The following is a 16174-nucleotide window of genomic DNA, read 5'->3' on the forward strand; positions in this document are numbered from 1 at the left end:
TCACTCGGCGTTGAACCGGAAGCCCACCCCGCGGACGGTGGCGATGCGTTCCCCTTCGCCCGCCTTCGGGGCGCGGCCGGTGGCCTCCTCGATGGCCACCGCGAGCTTGCGGCGCAGCCACGACATGTGCATGTCCAGCGTCTTCGAGGTCTTCGACTCGAGGTCGTTCCAGACCTCGGACAGGATCTCGTCCCGGCTCACCACATGACCCGCCCGGCTCATCAGCACGCGGAGGAGCTCGAACTCCTTGTTCGCCAGCGGCACCTCACGGCCATCGACCGTCACCAGCCGGGCACCGACGTCCATCCGCACGCCCCCGGCGTCGAGCACCTCGGGCACGCGCCTGCGCAGCAGGGCCCGGATGCGTGCCAGCAGTTCCGCCAGCCGGAACGGTTTGGCCACGTAGTCGTCGGCGCCTGCGTCGAGGCCCACGACGAAGTCCACCTCGTCGGTGCGCGCGGTCAGCATCAGTACGGGCACCTCCGCGCCACTCGCCCGGAGCCTGCGGCAGACCTCGAGGCCGTCCATGCCGGGGAGACCGAGATCGAGGACCAGCACGTCCACCCGCTGCCGCGTCGTGACGTCGAGCGCGGTCGGACCGTCGGCGACCACCTCCACCTGGTAACCCTCGCGTTGCAGTGCCCGGGACAGCGGCTCCGCGATCGCGGGATCGTCTTCGGCAAGTAGGACCGTGCTCACCTCGCCAACTCTACGGCGCGGGGGCATGAAAACATCGTGACCGTGTCCCCGTACAACGCCGATCTCACCCTGGCGGGCAGGCTCGCCGAGGCCGCCGACAAGATCACCGTCGCGCGGTTCCGCGCCCTCGACCTGCAGGTAAGCCGCAAGCCCGACCGCACTCCCGTCACCGACGCCGACACGGCGGTCGAGGACGCGATCCGGGAGCTGCTCGCGGCCGAGCGGCCCGCCGACACGGTGGCAGGCGAGGAGCGGGGCGGCTCGGCCACCGCGCCGGGCCGCATCTGGGTGCTGGACCCCATCGACGGCACCAAGAACTTCCTCCGCGGTGCGCCCGTGTGGGCGACACTGATCGCCCTCGTCGAGGACGGCACGCCGGTGGTGGGAATGGTCAGCGCGCCGCTGCTCGGGCGGCGCTGGTGGGCGAGCGCGGGTGGCGGGGCTTTCTCCCGCGACGAAGGCGGCGAGCGGCGGCTGTCGGTGTCCGCCGTGTCGGACCTGGCCGACGCCTATGCCTCCACCACCGACCTCGGGTCCTGGGGGGAGTACCGCTCGCGCGAGGCGTACCTGGCCTTCGTGGACGCGTGCTGGGAGACGCGCGCCTTCGGGGACTTCTGGCAGCACTGCCTGGTCGCGGAGGGCGCGATCGACATCGCCGCCGAGCCGATCGTGAACCCGTGGGACGTCGCCGCCGCACAGCTGCTGGTCACCGAGGCGGGCGGACGGTTCACGGACCTCACCGGAGCGCCCCGGTTCGACGGCGGCTCCGCCCTCTCCAGCAACGGCCACCTGCACGACGCGGCACTCGCTCACCTGCGCGTGCCGTGACGGCGACAGCTCAGGCGGCTCAGGGCAGCACGCCGACGGCACCGCGGGCCACCTGCGCCCACGCCAGCCTGCCGAACAGGTAGTGGCAGGCCACCTGCTCGTTGGTGAAGCGTGCCCAGTCGTAACGGTTGCCCTGCTCCCGCCAGAACACCTCCCATGCCACGTCGCCCTCCCCGGCAGGCGCTTCGGCGCGCAGCAGGCACCACGTGTTGTCGGCCTCGCCGCCGATCGAGACCACCTCGTGCGGCACACCGACGGCCTCCAGCCAGCGCACGATCGACTCGGTGTTCATCGCTGTCCAACCTCCTCGAACGTCATGTCGGCCAGGTAGCCCAAGGTCACCAGCTCGGCGGCCGAGTAGACGGCGCGGAGGCGCTCGCCGCCGCCCGGCTGCCCGAACCAGCCTGCCGAGACGGCCCGCCACATCGGCACCTCGCGGCGCACGCGGTAGCGGCGGTACCCCGCTTCGAGCGACGACGGCGGCAGCGAGCGCGCGGCGAACGGGGTCGCGTCGGCGGCGAACACCCGGCCCAGCGCGGTGCCGAACCTGTCGAGCAGCGTCCCCTCGGCCAGCAGCACCGGCTCGCCCTCGGCGGAGCCGCCCTCGGGATAGCGCTCCCCCGGTGGCCACGCGTACTCCGGCGGCTCACCGGCGGACACCAGGTAGCGGCGGTCCCACTCGCGTTCGTGCATGCCGCCGAGCGGGTCGTACTCCGCGGTGAGTGCTTCGGGCGGGCAGGGCAGGACCGCCCTCGGCGGTGGCGCGGGCTGGCGCCAGCCGTTGCGCAGCCACGCGAGCGCGTGCCCGGGGTCGATGACGGCGGAGCGCGGGTGGTCGTGCGGCGGGAAGCGCAGACCGGCCGCGTAGTCGGTGTCGCCGTCCGGCACGGGGAGCTGCCGCGCCGGCCGGTCCGAGGCCACCGGCAGGTGCCCGATCGGGAACATGTGCACCAGGAACAGGGCGATGACGCTCTGCCGCTCCTGCCGTGGCGAGCCGACCGGCACCGGCGCGGCGGGCGGCTGCGGCCGTACGGGTTCGGGCGGCCTGCCCTGCGGCGCGTACGGCCGGGGCTGCCCGCGGGTGTCGGCGGGCTCGTTTCGCGGCGCCCAGTGCGCCCCGGCCGCCGGGCCTGGATGGCGCGCGTGCTGCTGGTACTGGTGCTGCTGCCCCGCGAACCCGGCCACGGGCGGCGCGGCGCCGCCGGGCATCGGTGCACCGCCCGCGGCGCCGTAGGGCGGCGCGGGTGCCGGGCCCAACTGCTGGCCGGGAAACTGTGCCCCCGGCTGCGCGGTGACTGGGGGCGGCGCAGCCGGTACGCCCGGCGCGGCAGCGCCACCGGTGAAGCCGGACAGGGTGGTCTGCGCGGGCGGGGTCGGCACGCCCTGGGCGAGCGGGACACCGGCGGGCGGGGTCGGCACGTCGTCGAACCCAGCCGGTGAGAGGAAGCCGCCGTAGTTGCCGCGCGGCGGCGTCGGCGCCACGGCGAGCGCGATCGGCCCGGTGCCCTCGTCCGCCGCGGGCGGAGCCGGTTCCGGTGGGAAAGGCTCCGCGGGGACGGGTTCCGGCAGCACGGGCGACCGCGCGTGCTCCCCGCCGGTGAGCCCGTCCGCTGCGGGCTCGGCCGAAACCACCGCCGGGTCCACGGTGGACAGCCCCGCTTCCACCACGGTCGCGGGCAGCCCGGTGGTCGCGCTCAGCAGGCCGGACTGGCCGTCCGCGCCATGTGCGCCCGGGTTGACGTTCAGCGGCTCCACGGCCGCAGGCCGCTCGCCGGGCCCGACGGCGTCCACCAGCCCTTCCGTGGCCGCGCCCAGGTTCGCCGCCGTGCCGCGCAGCGCGGTGTCCAGCCCGAGCAGCGCCGTGGGATGGCCCGCATCGGCGGCGCTCACCGCGGCATCCCGGTTCTTCGCCGCCTCGACGAGCTGGCGTACCAGCTCGGCCTTGGTGGCGCCGACCTGCTCGGCGGCGTGCTCCAGCCGCTCGGCCGCCTGCCCCGCACCGCGTGCCGTGCCGGTCAGGTGTCCGGTGTCGGGGTCGACGAAGCCCGACCACATCCGGCCGGCGGCCTCCGCGGCCGGGCCGGACATCGCCCCGAGCGCGCCACCCGCCGCGGCGTCGGCGTCGGCCGCGAGCGCGCCGAGCTCCCGCTCCGCCTCCCGCCACGCCGCGGCCTGCGCCAGCAGCGCGTCCTCGTCGGCCTCCGGCCAGCGCAGACCGGTGCGCTCGGCGACATCGGCCAGCTCGGCAGGCAGCTCGATCCCCATCCCGGTACCTAACGCGCCGAGCCGGCGTCGGTGACGTCGCCGCTCGCCCGCTCGTCACCCGCGCGGTAGGCGCCCGCGGCGTCGGCGAACCGGCCGCCCACGTCGTGGAGCTCACCGGCGAGCGCGTCCAGCCGCGCGAGCAGCTCGGCGGCGGGCTCGGCGTGTGCGGCCGCGAAGCTGCGTCCGACGGCATCGCCGCCCCACGGCGTGCCTGTCTCAGCCAGCGCTCGCCGCAGTTCGGCGCTCACCCGGCCGGCCCGCTCGGCGAGTCCCGTGAACTCCGCCGCACGCGCACCCAGCCGGTCGGCGTCGACCCCGAACCCTCCGCTCATCGGGACCTCGGCCATTCGGCCTCGTCGAGCCACCGCTGGTCCTCGAAGCTCTCGTCGTCGTCCTCGGGAACCTGCTCGGCGGTCAGCTCGGCGGCGCCGAGATCGGCGGTGCCGAGCAGCAGTGCCTGCGGGTCGGTGCCCGCGGGAAGCGCGGGGGCCAGCACCTCACCCGCTCCGGCGAGCGCCCGCACCGTGGCCGCCCCCGTGACCCGCACGATCTGCGCGGCCAGCTCGGCCGGCCGGTAGCGCTCGTAGGTCTCCTCCGCGATCACCAGGCCGGTGAGCGTGCCGCGCGCACCGACCGTCGCGGTCACCAGCCCGTCGTCGCTGGTCGCCGACTCACTGATCGACGCCAGCTCGCGGTGCACGCAGGCGAGCTGCTCTCTGCTCCGGTGATAGTCGGCGAGTAGTTCGTCCACCTGTGCACGATGTTCGCTCACGGCACTCTCCCCGACGTCGACGGTCTGCGTTACAGCGGTCGGCGAAGGTCCGACGCAGCGGGCGCCCGCGCGGTTCCGGCCGTGACGGCAGTGTTGCCCCGGCGCCCGGCTCGGCATCGCGCTCAGCCACCGAGGGCCCTGACGACCCGGGACGGGCTGGGCCGGCCCAGCCGCTCGGCCATCCAGGTGCTCGCCGCGACGAGCTCGCCGAGATCGACGCCGTGCTCGATGCCGAGGCCGTCGAGGAGCCACACCAGGTCCTCGGTCGCGAGGTTCCCGGTGGCCGACTCGGCGTAGGGGCAGCCACCGAGCCCGCCCGCGGAGGAGTCCACGATGGACACCCCGCGCCGGAGCGCGGCGAGGGTGTTGCTCAGTGCCTGGCCGTAGGTGTCGTGGAAGTGCACGGCGAGCGAGCCGGTACCGACGCCCTCGGCGGCGAACGTGTCCAGCAGCCGCTCGACCTGGCCCGCGGTGGCCACTCCGATCGTGTCGCCGAGGGACAGCTCCGAGCACCCCAGTTCGAGCAGCCGCCTGCCGACCCGCACCACCTGCGCGGGCGGCACGGCGCCCTCCCACGGGTCCCCGAAGCACATCGAGAGGTAGCCGCGCACGTCGAGGCCCTCCGCCCGCGCCCTGGCGACCACGGGCTCGAACATCGCGAACTGCTCGTCGAGGCCGGAGTTGAGGTTGCGCCCGGCGAAGGTCTCGGTGGCGCTGGCGAACACGGCGATGTGCCGCACCCCGGCTGCGAGGGCCCGGTCCAGCCCCCGCTCGTTGGGTACCAGCACCGGGTAGCGCACGCCCGGCCGCCGCGGGAGACCGGCGAGCAGCTGCTCCGCGTCGGCCAGCTGCGGCACCCACTTCGGATGCACGAAGCTCGTGGCCTCCAGGGTCCCCAGGCCCGCGGCGGCGAGCCGGTCGAGGAACTCCAGCTTCACCTCGACCGGCACCACCGCCTGCTCGTTCTGGAGCCCGTCGCGGGGGCCGACCTCCCAGATCGTCACGCGCGCGGGCAGGTCGTCACCGGCAGGAACCCGTTCGGGCAGGCCGAGTTCACGTGCACCCATACCGCTCAGCGCCTCCGCCCGCGCGGCTGCGGGTGGTCCGGCCCAGGGTCGGGCATGCCGGGGTCGGGACCACCGGGGACATAGTCGTCGTAAGGGTTGTCGTTCACCTGGCGGTAGATCATCGTGTGCACCCGTTCGACCCTCGGGATGTCGTCGAACTTGAGGGGCTCGTCGGAGGCCGACTCGATGATCAGCGTTCCGCAGCCGAAGACGCGGTCGAGCAGCCCGTGCTCGAACCGCACGCTGTTGATCCGCGCCATCGGGATGTCGATGCCGGTACGCCGGATCACGCCCTCGCGCGCGATGACCCGGTCGGTGGTGACGATGAAGTGGGTGGTCCGCCAGCGCACCAGCGGGACGAGGACCAGCCAGACGAGCAGCAGCAGGCCGACGGCGCCGACGGCGATCAGCCCGACGAGGTCCCACGGCGGCGTGGCCTCCCGGACGAGCAGGGCGAGCCAGACACCCAGCCCCAGCGTCACCAGCAGCACCAGCACCGGAAGCACCAGCATCTTGAAGTGCGGGTGCCGGTGCACGACGACGAACTCGTCGTCACTGAGCAGATCGTCTGGATAAGCCACCTCGGACACTCCCGGCGCTCGTGCTTGTCGAGGTGTTCACCGTACCGCGCGTGACCACCGGCAACACGCCTCCGCTACTCCACGGCGGGGCGCAGGTGCACGACGTCACCGGCGAACACCGTCCGCCGCTCGCCCCCCGCCAGCTCGACCAGCAGCGCTCCCGCCGGGTCCACGTCGACGGCCCGGCCGATCAGCGCCTTGCCACCGGCGACGGTGACCTTCACCTCCTGGCCGAGGGTGGCGCAGTGCGCGCGGTAGTCGGTGAGCAGCCCGGCCTTGCGGAGATCGCCACCGGCGGCCCGCCACCGCCGCTCCCGTTCGTGCAGCGCCGTCAGCAGCAGCCGCGCCACCTCGGTCCGGTCGGTGGTGCTCGCGCCCAGTTCGGCAAGGGAGATCGCGGGCAGGCCGCCCGGTCCCGGCCGCACCTGCTCGCGACCACGGCGCACGTTGATCCCGACACCGAGGATCACGGCGAGCTCGTCGCTGGCGACCGCCTCGGAAAGGATGCCGGCGCACTTGCCGCGGCCGTCCCCCGCGAGGACGTCGTTCGGCCACTTGAGCACGACCCGCGCGCCGAGGCGGCTCGCCAGATCGACGAGGGCAAGGCCCGCGGCGATGGCGAGCGAGCCGAACCCGGCGAAGGGCACGTGCTCGGGGCGCAGCAGGACACTGCAGTAGACACCGGTGCCCGCGGGCGAGGACCAGGTGCGGCCCCGCCTGCCGAGACCGGCGGTCTGCTCCTCGGCGAGCAGCACGGTCCGGTCGGCCGCGCCCTCGGTGACGGCGGCGCGCAGGTCCGCGTTGGTCGACCCGGTGCTGGCCGTGACGTCCAGCGCGGTGTAGGGGCCGACCGGACGGACGAGCTCGGCGCGCAGCCGCGCGGCGTCAAGGGAAGCCATGTGGCTCACCCTATGACCCGGCGTTGCCTACGCCACACGCGAATCGGCGTCTTGGTGGTTAGGCTGCGGATCCATGAGCAGCGCGACGGAGCCGATCGGAACGCCCCCCGCAGAAGAGCCGGACATCCACACCACGGCCGGCAAGCTCGCCGACCTCTACCGACGCTACGACGAGGCGGTACACGCGGGTTCGGCGCGGGCGGTCGAACGCCAGCACGCGAAGGGCAAGAGGACCGCCCGCGAGCGCATCGACCTGCTGCTGGACCCCGGGTCGTTCGTCGAGCTGGACGAGCTGGCCAGGCACCGTTCGACGAACTTCGGCCAGGACCGCAACCGCCCGTACGGCGACGGCGTGGTGACCGGGTACGGCACGGTGGACGGCCGCCCGGTGTGCGTGTTCAGCCAGGACGTGACGGTCTTCGGCGGCTCCCTCGGTGAGGTCTACGGCGAGAAGATCGTCAAGGTGATGGACCTCGCCATCAAGACCGGCCGCCCGATCGTGGGCATCAACGAGGGCGGCGGTGCCCGCATCCAGGAGGGCGTGGTCTCGCTCGGCCTGTACGGCGAGATCTTCACCCGCAACGTCAAGGCGTCCGGCGTGGTGCCGCAGATCTCGCTGATCATGGGGGCCAACGCCGGCGGGCACGTCTACTCGCCCGCGCTGACCGACTTCGTGGTGATGGTCGATACGACCTCGCACATGTTCATCACCGGCCCCGACGTGATCAAGACGGTGACCGGCGAGGAGGTCACCTTCGAGGACCTCGGTGGCGGCCGCACGCACAACACCAAGTCCGGCAACGCGCACTACCTCGGTTCCGACGAGGAGGACGCGATCTCCTACGTCAAGGAGCTGCTGTCGTTCCTGCCGGGCAACAACCTCTCCGAGGTGCCGGTGTTCGACGCGCCGGAGCCGTCCGGCGAGTCGATCCCGGACGGCGTGAGCGACACCGACCGGGAGCTGGACACGCTGATCCCGGACTCGCCCAACCAGCCCTACGACATGCACGAGGTCATCACCCGCGTCGTCGACGAGGGTGAGTTTCTCGAGGTGCACGAGCTGTTCGCGCCTAACGTGATCGTCGGGTTCGGCCGCGTCGACGGGCACAGCGTCGGCATCGTGGCCAACCAACCGACCCAGTTCGCGGGCTGCCTCGACATCGACGCGTCCGAGAAGGCGGCGCGGTTCGTGCGCACCTGTGACGCGTTCAACGTGCCGGTGCTGACGTTCGTGGACGTGCCGGGCTTCCTCCCGGGCACCGACCAGGAGTGGAACGGCATCATCCGGCGCGGCGCGAAGCTGATCTACGCCTACGCCGAGGCGACCGTGCCGCTGGTCACCGTCATCACGCGCAAGGCCTACGGCGGCGCCTACGACGTGATGGGGTCGAAGCATCTCGGCGCGGACGTGAACGTGGCGTGGCCGACGGCGCAGATCGCGGTGATGGGCGCGCAGGGCGCGGCGAACATCGTGTACCGCAAGACGCTGGCGAACGCCGCCGAGGAGGGCAAGGACGAGGCGGCCATCGAGGCGCTGCGCAACGAGCTGATCCAGGAGTACGAGGACACCCTGTGCAACCCGTACGTCGCCGCCGAGCGCGGGTACGTGGACGGGGTGATCCCGCCCGCACATACGCGCGGCTACGTGGCGCGCTCGCTGCGGATGCTCCGGGACAAGCGGGAGAGCCTGCCGCCGAAGAAGCACGGCAACATCCCTCTGTGACCGCCCTCGTGAGTGCGCACACGAGTTAGAACGCCGGTATGCACTCACGACCCCGTCGAAGGGTTCCGATGAGCGACGAAGACACCCCGTCCCGGCCGCTGCTGCGGATCGTGCGCGGCGAACCGGACGACGCCGAGCTCGCCGCGCTCACCACCGTGGTCGCCGCACTGGCGGCGACGGAACACGATCCCGGCAGGACACCCGCCCGGTCGCGGTGGGGCGACCCCGCCGCACGGGTGCGCGGGCCGCTGCGCCCGGGCAACGGCGCCTGGAGGGCCTCGGGCCTGCCGGGCTCCGGCTTCTGAGAGGAGCGCCCGAGAGCCGGAACAATGCCTGGTCAACGGTCGTGAGTGAGGAATCGAGTTCTAACTCGGCCGAACACTCACGAGAGGTGACCAGGCGGTAACCTGCGCCACGTGCGTTTCGTGCTCGCCTCCGCGTCCCCCGCCCGGCTCGCCGTGCTCCGCGCTGCGGGCATCGACGCCAGCGTCATGGTCTCCGGTGTCGACGAGGACGCCGTCGCCGCGACGCTGACCGACCCCGGACCCGCCGAGCTGGTCACCGCGCTGGCCTCGGCGAAGGCGGCGGCGGTGGCCGAGACAGTGGCCGGCGGTGAGTCCGACTCGGTGGTCGTCGGCTGCGACTCGATGCTGTCGATCGGCGGCGAGATGGTCGGCAAGCCGGGGACGGCCGAGGTCGCCCGCAAACGGTGGGCCGCGATGGCGGGCGGCAGCGGTGATCTGCTCACCGGGCACGCGGTGACCCGTGTCGAGGGCGGGCGCCGGGTCCGGGAGGCGACCGGCACCCAGAGCACCCGGGTCCGCTTCGTGGCGCCGGACCCCGACGAGCTGGAGGCCTATCTCGGCACCGGCGAGCCGCTCCAGGTGGCGGGCGCGTTCACCCTCGACGGGCTCGGCGGCTGGTTCGTCGAGGGCATCGACGGCGACCCGTCCAGCGTGATCGGGATCAGCCTGCCGCTGACCCGGCGCCTGCTCGCGGAGGTCGGCGTGCGCGTGGTCGACCTCTGGCGACCATGAATTGCGGAGGAACCGCGTGAGCTCACGCAGGTACCACTTCGCCGCCGGCTACCTCGCGGTGCTCGGCATCGTCGCCTGCTTCACCGCGCTCACGGTCGACCAGTGCGGAAACCCCGCCGGCGCCAAGTACGCCATCCTGTTCGCCGCGATCCTGTTCGTCACCGCGTACATGGGCTATGTCCGGACCCGGCCGCGAAGAGATGCGACGGCGTTCGAGCACCGCCCGGTCGGCCACGGTGGAACGCCGTGCCTCACCGTGCCCTGTTCCAGCCGTCGGCTGGTACGGCTCGCTCGGCACGCTGCTCCTGCTCGTCGCGCTCTTCGCCGTCGGAGCGTTCGACGCCACGGGCGGCGGTCGGATCGCCCTCGGCGGCGTGGCGGCTGCGCTCAGCGGCTACTTCGTCCTCGTCGCGCTCGGCAGGGTCGCCCGCGGCCGGATCGAGCGGTCGCCCGAGGGCATCTATCAGCGCAGCTGGAGCTTCGAGGTCTTCCTTCCCTGGCGAGGTGTGGTGCGCCTGGCGCCCCGGGGCGAGGACGGTCAGGCGATCTACGTCGTCGGCTTCGGCAACGCGCCGTGGCACCGGCGCAGGTTCGTCAACCTCGGCCGCAAGGACAGACCGCTGACGACACCGGGCATTCACATCCCGGGCAACGTACTCGCCGTCGATCCCGCGCTGGTGTACCACCTGCTCGGTTACTACCTGGACAACGCCGCCGCCCGCGCCGAGCTGGGCACCGAGGCGGCCCTGCGCCGGGCCCGCGCGGCGGCGTTCGGCTGACCGCGCTCACGGGCACTCGCGCAGGTCGCTCTCCCGTAACCGGACCTCCGGCCAGCCGCGCAGCTCGTCGGGCGACTCGTACTGGTAGGTGCAACCGAGCAGGGCTCCGCGCAGGTCCAGCACCTCCGCCAGCACGGGAGCCTCCTGGCACGCGGTGGCGCTCTCCACCTGGCTGCACTCGTGCCGCACGACGATCACCTCGGGGGCGCCGTCACCGGCCACGTCGTCCAGCCCGATGCTGCCCGCGTCGGAGAAGTAGGGACGCTCCGCGGCGCGCCAGCTGCCATCCCGCCACACCTGCACCTCGCCGACCATGCCGCCGTCCAGCGGACCGCGGACGAGACACACCGGATCGGCCGCCGCCACGCAGTCGAGCGAGTCCGACGTGAGCTGCACCCCCATCGCGGTGATCGCCGTCTCGGCGACGATGCCGGCCGCGGAGCCGCCCGCTCGGAGCCGGCCGGTCCCGCCGTTCCCGTCGGCGAGCAGCTCCATCCTCAGCCCGCCGACCTCGGTGGAGGCCAGCACCTGGCAGGGCTCCGCGCCGCAGTCGGCGGCCCCGACCGACTCGGCGGCGTCCACCGAGGGCTCCGGGATGCCACCCCCTGCTTCCGGCCGCAGCACGAAGGCCGTCACCAGCGCCCCCACCGTGACCAGGGCGGCCAGCAGGGCGGTGACCAGCACCGGCCGTGGAACCGACATGTGTTCTCCCTCCGCACCCACGCGCTGCCCAGAGCGTAGAAGGCGACCGGTGGACAAGCACCTGAAGATCGCGCAGAGCGCACGTCTATGTTGGGAGCGTGACGAATCCCGCCCTGCCTCCCGTCGTGTACCTGCCCACCGGTGACCGCTCCGGCGACGAGACGTCCGTCGAGCTGCGGCGCACCGAGGACGGCCGCACTGCACTGCTGGCCTACTCGGCGCTCGACCGGCTCGTCGACGGCTGCGGTCAGCACCAGCCGTGGGCCATGGTGCGAACCGAGCACCTGGACAAGCTCTACGAGGCCCATCCCTACGACGTCATCATGCTCGACGGCGCGATTCCGGAGGAGCTCCGGCACCCTCGCCCTGGGGCGTGAGGCTCCTCTCACCACATGTGGCGGCCTCGGCTCGTAGACTGCTGCGAGGCCCGCCGGTGCGCCCGAGGGTGCGCGGCGACTCGGCAGCGCAGCAACAGGAGGTAGCGTGCCCGAAGCAGCCAGCGTCACGAAGGTGCTCGTCGCGAACCGGGGTGAGATCGCCGTTCGCGTGATCCGGGCGGCCAAGGACGCCGGACTCGCCAGCGTCGCCGTCTACGCCGACCCCGACCGCGACGCACCACACGTGCGGCTCGCCGACGAGGCGTTCGCGCTCGGCGGCGACACGGCGGCCGAGAGCTACCTCGTGTTCGACAAGCTGCTCGACGTCGCCAAGCGCTCCGGCGCCGACTCCGTGCACCCCGGTTACGGCTTCCTCTCCGAGAACGCCGACTTCGCGCAGGCCGTGATCGACGCGGGGCTCACCTGGATCGGCCCGAGCCCGCAGGCCATCCGCGACCTCGGCGACAAGGTCACCGCCCGGCACATCGCACTCAAGGCGGGCGCACCGCTGGTCCCCGGCACGAAGGACCCCGCGGCCGGTGCCGAGGAGATCGTCGCGTTCGCCGAGAAACACGGCCTGCCGGTGGCGATCAAGGCGGCCTTCGGCGGTGGCGGCCGCGGCCTGAAGGTCGCCCGCACCAAGGAAGAGATCCCCGAGCTGTTCGAGTCCGCCACCCGGGAGGCGATCGCCGCCTTCGGCCGCGGCGAGTGCTTCGTCGAGCGGTACTTGGACAAGCCGCGCCACGTCGAGGCGCAGGTGCTCGCCGACAAGCACGGCAACGTGATCGTCGTCGGTACCCGCGACTGCTCGCTGCAGCGGCGGCACCAGAAGCTGGTCGAGGAGGCGCCCGCCCCGTTCCTCACCGACGAGCAGCGCGCGACCATCCACTCCTCGGCGAAGGCGATCTGCAAGGAGGCCGGCTACTACGGCGCCGGCACGGTCGAGTACCTCGTCGGCGTCGACGGCACCATCTCCTTCCTCGAGGTCAACACCCGGCTCCAGGTGGAGCACCCGGTGTCCGAGGAGACCACCGGCATCGACCTGGTGCGGGAGCAGTTCCGCATCGCCGAGGGCGGCACCCTCCCGTTCACCGGTGACCCGGTGCCGCGCGGCCACTCCATCGAGTTCCGGATCAACGGTGAGGACGCGGGCCGCAACTTCCTGCCCGCCCCGGGCACCGTCACGCGGCTGGTGTTCCCCGAGGGGCCCGGCGTCCGGGTCGACTCGGGCGTCGAGACCGGCAGCGTGATCGGCGGCCAGTTCGACTCGATGCTGGCCAAGGTCATCGTCACCGGTGCCGACCGGCGGCAGGCCATCGAGCGCAGCCGCCGGGCGCTGGACGAGATGGTCGCCGAAGGCCTCGCCACCGTGTTGCCCTTCCACCGCACCATCCTGAACGATCCCGCGTTCGTCGGCGACGACACCGGTTTCTCGGTGCACACCCGCTGGATCGAGACCGAGTTCGACAACACGATCGAGCCGTTCACCGCGCCAACCGCCCCCGAGGAGGAGGCGGAGCCGAGGCGGAACGTGGTCGTCGAGGTCAGCGGCCGCAGGCTCGAGGTGTCCTTGCCGGGCGATCTCGCCCTCGGCGGCAACGGCGGCGGCGCCGCCAAGGCCAAGCCGCGCAAGCGCGGGCGGGGCGGCAAGACCGCCGTCAGCGGTGACGCGGTCACCGCGCCGATGCAGGGCACCATCGTGAAGGTCGCCGTCGAGGACGGCCAGCAGGTCGAGGCCGGTGAGCTGATCGTGGTGCTGGAGGCCATGAAGATGGAGAACCCCGTCACGGCACACAAGGCCGGTACGGTCAGCGGCCTTGCCGTCGACGTCGGCGCCGCCGTCAGCCAGGGCGCCGTGCTGCTCGAGATCAAGGACTGACGACCTCTCGCGATGAAGCCGTACGATTGACGCGTGGGCGTCGATCGACCGGAGTACCGACTCAGTGACGCTGAGCGGCAGGAGGCGCTGGACGCGCTCTCGGAGCACGTCCGGACGGGACGGCTCGACATCGTCGACTTCGACGAGCGCTCCGCGAGGGCCAGCGCGGCGAAGGTCCGCAGCGACCTGGAACCGGTGTTCACCGACCTGCCGGAACCTCGGCCCAGCGTCCTGCGCACCTTCCGCACCCTGCCACCGCAGGTGCCGCCTGCCGAGCCGGCCCCGCCCTGGCAGCGGCGGCTCGCGGCGAGCGCCGTACCGATCGCCGCGGTGATCGCGCTGGTGCTGTTCTTCACGATCATGCGCGGCATGGTCTTCGTGTTCCTGCTGCCGGCGGCCGTGGCGCTGCTGGCCGGGCTCTCGGGCAACCGGCGCCGCCGCTACTGAGGGACTCCGCGGGACTCCGCGCCTAGGATCACAGCCGTGGAACCGGTCGAGATCAACGCGGGTGGCTACTACCTGCGGCAACTGCGGGCCGACGAGCTGATGGACGACCGCCCCGCCATGCTGCGGGCGTTCGCCGATCCGGAGATGCGCCGGTTCGTGCCCGACATCGTGCTCGCGACGCTCGCCGACGCCGACGCCTACGTCGCGCTACGTGCCCGCCAGTGGGAGCACGGCGAGCGCTGCTCGTGGGCGGTTGCCGAGCCGACGACCGGGGACCTGCTCGGTGAGGTGGGCCTGAAGAACCTCGACCTCGGCACCCACATTGCCGCCTCGGCCGAGGCCGCGGTGTGGGTGCATCCGGCAGCCCGCGGCCGCGGTGTCGCGGCCACCGCGCTCGGCGCGGCCCTGCGCTTCGGCTTCGGGGCGCTCGGCCTGCATGTGGTCCGCTACCGGCACCACCGCGACAACGAGGTCTCCGCCGCGGTCGCGCGGCGGTGCGGCTTCCGGTACCGCGGCCCGGTCGGCCCGGACGACGAGGAGTGGACCCGCGGCCCGGAGCCCGCCTCGTGACCGCGCCCGGCGTATTCCTCGACCGGGTGCTGGACCGGCTGCGCACCGGTGGCTCGCGGACCGCTTTCGTGCGACACGGCACGGCGACCAGCTACCGAGCGGCCCACGACACGCTGTTCCGGTTGCACGGCGCGCTGGCCACCGAGGGCATCGGCGAGGGCGATGTCGTCGCGGTGCTCGGCGGCAACCGGCCTGAGACGGTCCTGGTGCAGCTCGCGGCGCAGTCCCGTGGTGCGAGCGTGCTGCTCGTGAACGCCTCGGCGAGCACGCCCGACCGGCGTTCGGCGCTGGTCGCCGCGGGGGCCACGGCCCTCGTCGTCGACCCCGAGCGGGACGCCGGGGAACTGCCCGGCGCACACCGGACGCTCTCCCTGGACCGGCTGGCCTGCGGGCCGCCGCTGGAGCCCGCACGAGCGGCCTCGGTGCACACCATCTTCCCGTCCGGCGGCACGACCGGGGCACCGAAGCTCATCGGGCATCGCGGTATCTACGAGGGCATGGCGCACATCTTCGAGCCGGATCCGGGCGGGCCGAACCGGGTACTGGTGGTGGCGCCCGTGTCGCACCTCACCGGCAACTGCACCGTGCTCGGCGGGCTGCTCTGCGGTGACACCGTGGTGCTGCACGAGGGGTTCGACGCGGGCGCGGTGCTGCACGCGATCGGCACGCAGCGCATCACGCACCTCTCGCTGACGCCGCCGCGGCTGGCCGAACTGCTCGACCAGCCGGCTCTCGGCGAGACCGACCTGTCGAGCGTGCGGCAGCTCTCGCTCGGGGCGAGCCCGCTGCCCGCGCGCAGGCTGCGCCAGGCGCTGGCGGTGTTCGGCCCGGTCGTCGGCCAGGGTTACGGGCTGACCGAAGCACCGATGATCGCGAGTATCTCCGCGGCGGAGCTCACCGGCCACACGGGCAGGCTGGAGTCGGTGGGCCGGATCGTGCCCGGTATGGCGGCCAGGGTGGACGGCGATCCGGTCGGCGAGGTGCTGGTGCGCGGGCTCGCCCTGATGGAGGGCTACGTCGGCAGGCCGGAGCTCACCCGGCGCTCGTTCAGCGACGGATGGCTGCGCACCGGCGACATCGGCCGCTTCGACGACGACGGCTACCTGTATCTGCTCGACCGGCTGGACGACGTGATCGTCGCCGGCGGGCACGGCACCAAGGTGTACTCCACCGTCGTGGAGGACGCGCTCGTGAGCCATCCCCTCGTCCGCCAGGCCGCGGTTTTCGGTGTTCCCGGCCCCGGCGGCGAGGGCGAGCGGGTGCACGCCGTGGTGGTGACCGGGCCGGACGCGCCGGACGCCACTGAGCTGCGGGCACACGTGCGCGACCTGCTCGGGCAGGAGCACTTCGTGCCCGCGGGCGTCGAGTTCACCGGCGCGCTGCCGCTCACCCCGGTCGGCAAGGTGGACAAGAAGGCCCTGCGCACACCGTACTGGGCCGGCCTGTCCCGCGGGATCGCCTAGGAGCAGCAGAGCCGGTCGACGCTCGTGAGTGTCTACGCGAGTTCTAACTCTGTGTTGTGTCTCAGGACTTCGGTAGCACATATGTC

The 16174-nt window shown here is 72.9% G+C and carries 20 protein-coding genes; 10 read left to right on the forward strand and 10 right to left on the reverse strand.

Annotated elements, in window-relative coordinates; genetic code table 11:
* Nucleotides 1–726, reverse strand: a complete 726-nt coding sequence (locus tag JAP66_RS23570) for a response regulator transcription factor (protein WP_199433992.1) — start codon at nt 724–726, stop codon at nt 1–3.
* Nucleotides 727–735: 9 nt separating this feature from the next.
* Between JAP66_RS23570 and hisN the strand changes: the two genes are divergently transcribed.
* Entirely contained in the window at nt 736–1527 is a 792-nt protein-coding gene (gene hisN / locus JAP66_RS23575) for a histidinol-phosphatase (RefSeq protein WP_199433993.1), read from the forward strand.
* 19 nt (nt 1528–1546) lie between these two features.
* Here the strand turns inward: hisN and JAP66_RS23580 are convergent, their stop codons facing one another.
* The 7 genes from JAP66_RS23580 to JAP66_RS23610 all read right to left on the reverse strand — a co-directional run bounded on the left by JAP66_RS23580 (nt 1547) and on the right by JAP66_RS23610 (nt 7111).
* On the reverse strand, nt 1547–1819 hold the full coding sequence (locus JAP66_RS23580) for a hypothetical protein (protein ID WP_199433994.1): 273 nt from the start codon (nt 1817–1819) through the stop codon (nt 1547–1549).
* The gene (locus tag JAP66_RS23585; RefSeq protein WP_199433995.1) at nt 1816–3792 is read right to left on the reverse strand and encodes a TNT domain-containing protein; all 1977 of its coding nucleotides are present in this window, start codon (nt 3790–3792) and stop codon (nt 1816–1818) included. The genes JAP66_RS23580 and JAP66_RS23585 overlap by 4 nt, the downstream gene beginning before the upstream one ends.
* Before the next feature lie 8 nt (nt 3793–3800).
* Nucleotides 3801–4124 (reverse strand): hypothetical protein, encoded by a 324-nt coding sequence (locus JAP66_RS23590; protein WP_199433996.1) that lies wholly within the window; start codon nt 4122–4124, stop codon nt 3801–3803.
* Nucleotides 4121–4564, reverse strand: a complete 444-nt coding sequence (locus tag JAP66_RS23595) for a YbaB/EbfC family nucleoid-associated protein (RefSeq protein WP_199433997.1) — start codon at nt 4562–4564, stop codon at nt 4121–4123. The genes JAP66_RS23590 and JAP66_RS23595 overlap by 4 nt, the downstream gene beginning before the upstream one ends.
* A gap of 122 nt (nt 4565–4686) precedes the next feature.
* The gene (locus JAP66_RS23600) at nt 4687–5631 is read right to left on the reverse strand and encodes a hydroxymethylglutaryl-CoA lyase (protein WP_199433998.1); all 945 of its coding nucleotides are present in this window, start codon (nt 5629–5631) and stop codon (nt 4687–4689) included.
* A 5-nt stretch (nt 5632–5636) separates the two neighbouring features.
* Complete coding sequence (locus JAP66_RS23605; protein WP_199433999.1) at nt 5637–6212, reverse strand: PH domain-containing protein; 576 nt, start codon at nt 6210–6212, stop codon at nt 5637–5639.
* A 74-nt stretch (nt 6213–6286) separates the two neighbouring features.
* Nucleotides 6287–7111, reverse strand: coding sequence for a biotin--[acetyl-CoA-carboxylase] ligase (locus JAP66_RS23610; RefSeq protein WP_199434000.1), 825 nt, complete (start codon nt 7109–7111; stop codon nt 6287–6289).
* 73 nt (nt 7112–7184) lie between these two features.
* Here JAP66_RS23610 and JAP66_RS23615 point away from each other — a divergent pair, with 73 nt between their 5' ends.
* The 3 genes from JAP66_RS23615 (at nt 7185) to JAP66_RS23625 (ending at nt 9871) form a co-directional block, all read left to right on the forward strand.
* Nucleotides 7185–8834: an acyl-CoA carboxylase subunit beta gene (locus tag JAP66_RS23615; RefSeq protein ID WP_199434001.1), complete on the forward strand. Its 1650-nt coding sequence runs from the start codon at nt 7185–7187 to the stop codon at nt 8832–8834.
* Nucleotides 8835–8902: 68 nt separating this feature from the next.
* Complete coding sequence (locus JAP66_RS23620) at nt 8903–9139, forward strand: acyl-CoA carboxylase subunit epsilon (protein ID WP_199434002.1); 237 nt, start codon at nt 8903–8905, stop codon at nt 9137–9139.
* A 111-nt stretch (nt 9140–9250) separates the two neighbouring features.
* Nucleotides 9251–9871 (forward strand): Maf family protein, encoded by a 621-nt coding sequence (locus JAP66_RS23625; protein WP_199434003.1) that lies wholly within the window; start codon nt 9251–9253, stop codon nt 9869–9871.
* Nucleotides 9872–9893: 22 nt separating this feature from the next.
* Here JAP66_RS23625 and JAP66_RS23630 read toward each other — a convergent pair whose 3' ends face one another.
* Nucleotides 9894–10106: a hypothetical protein gene (locus JAP66_RS23630; protein ID WP_199434004.1), complete on the reverse strand. Its 213-nt coding sequence runs from the start codon at nt 10104–10106 to the stop codon at nt 9894–9896.
* 1 nt (nt 10107) lies between these two features.
* Here JAP66_RS23630 and JAP66_RS23635 point away from each other — a divergent pair, with 1 nt between their 5' ends.
* Complete coding sequence (locus JAP66_RS23635) at nt 10108–10650, forward strand: hypothetical protein (RefSeq protein ID WP_199434005.1); 543 nt, start codon at nt 10108–10110, stop codon at nt 10648–10650.
* A 6-nt stretch (nt 10651–10656) separates the two neighbouring features.
* Here the strand turns inward: JAP66_RS23635 and JAP66_RS23640 are convergent, their stop codons facing one another.
* The gene (locus JAP66_RS23640) at nt 10657–11352 is read right to left on the reverse strand and encodes a hypothetical protein (RefSeq protein WP_210770531.1); all 696 of its coding nucleotides are present in this window, start codon (nt 11350–11352) and stop codon (nt 10657–10659) included.
* Between the two features lie 98 nt (nt 11353–11450).
* Here JAP66_RS23640 and JAP66_RS23645 point away from each other — a divergent pair, with 98 nt between their 5' ends.
* The 5 genes from JAP66_RS23645 (at nt 11451) to JAP66_RS23665 (ending at nt 16088) form a co-directional block, all read left to right on the forward strand.
* Nucleotides 11451–11729 carry an SAV_915 family protein gene (locus tag JAP66_RS23645; protein WP_199434006.1) on the forward strand — a complete coding sequence of 93 codons (279 nt, stop codon included), beginning with the start codon at nt 11451–11453 and terminating at the stop codon, nt 11727–11729.
* A 106-nt stretch (nt 11730–11835) separates the two neighbouring features.
* Nucleotides 11836–13608 (forward strand): acetyl/propionyl/methylcrotonyl-CoA carboxylase subunit alpha, encoded by a 1773-nt coding sequence (locus tag JAP66_RS23650; RefSeq protein WP_199434007.1) that lies wholly within the window; start codon nt 11836–11838, stop codon nt 13606–13608.
* Between the two features lie 33 nt (nt 13609–13641).
* Nucleotides 13642–14055, forward strand: a complete 414-nt coding sequence (locus tag JAP66_RS23655; RefSeq protein WP_199434008.1) for a DUF1707 SHOCT-like domain-containing protein — start codon at nt 13642–13644, stop codon at nt 14053–14055.
* A 36-nt stretch (nt 14056–14091) separates the two neighbouring features.
* Nucleotides 14092–14625, forward strand: a complete 534-nt coding sequence (locus JAP66_RS23660) for a GNAT family N-acetyltransferase (RefSeq protein ID WP_199434009.1) — start codon at nt 14092–14094, stop codon at nt 14623–14625.
* On the forward strand, nt 14622–16088 hold the full coding sequence (locus JAP66_RS23665; protein ID WP_372449008.1) for a class I adenylate-forming enzyme family protein: 1467 nt from the start codon (nt 14622–14624) through the stop codon (nt 16086–16088). Before JAP66_RS23660 ends, JAP66_RS23665 begins: the two co-directional genes overlap by 4 nt.
* The last annotated feature ends 86 nt before the right edge of the window (nt 16089–16174 follow it).

Origin of the sequence: Qaidamihabitans albus, from assembly GCF_016464705.1 — a bacterium.
GTDB classification, from domain to species: Bacteria; Actinomycetota; Actinomycetes; order Mycobacteriales; family Pseudonocardiaceae; genus Qaidamihabitans; species Qaidamihabitans albus.

What these genes read in the sequence shown, in the direction of transcription:
- JAP66_RS23620 (WP_199434002.1), top strand. Translation starts at nt 8,903, where the DNA reads ATGAGCGACGAAGACACCCCGTCCCGGCCGCTGCTGCGGATCGTGCGC.
- JAP66_RS23610 (WP_199434000.1), bottom strand. Translation starts at nt 7,111, where the DNA reads ATGGCTTCCCTTGACGCCGCGCGGCTGCGCGCCGAGCTCGTCCGTCCG.
- JAP66_RS23615 (WP_199434001.1), top strand. Translation starts at nt 7,185, where the DNA reads ATGAGCAGCGCGACGGAGCCGATCGGAACGCCCCCCGCAGAAGAGCCG.
- JAP66_RS23570 (WP_199433992.1), bottom strand. Translation starts at nt 726, where the DNA reads ATGCCCCCGCGCCGTAGAGTTGGCGAGGTGAGCACGGTCCTACTTGCC.
- JAP66_RS23640 (WP_210770531.1), bottom strand. Translation starts at nt 11,352, where the DNA reads ATGTCGGTTCCACGGCCGGTGCTGGTCACCGCCCTGCTGGCCGCCCTG.
- JAP66_RS23590 (WP_199433996.1), bottom strand. Translation starts at nt 4,124, where the DNA reads ATGAGCGGAGGGTTCGGGGTCGACGCCGACCGGCTGGGTGCGCGTGCG.
- JAP66_RS23600 (WP_199433998.1), bottom strand. Translation starts at nt 5,631, where the DNA reads ATGGGTGCACGTGAACTCGGCCTGCCCGAACGGGTTCCTGCCGGTGAC.
- JAP66_RS23585 (WP_199433995.1), bottom strand. Translation starts at nt 3,792, where the DNA reads ATGGGGATCGAGCTGCCTGCCGAGCTGGCCGATGTCGCCGAGCGCACC.
- JAP66_RS23580 (WP_199433994.1), bottom strand. Translation starts at nt 1,819, where the DNA reads ATGAACACCGAGTCGATCGTGCGCTGGCTGGAGGCCGTCGGTGTGCCG.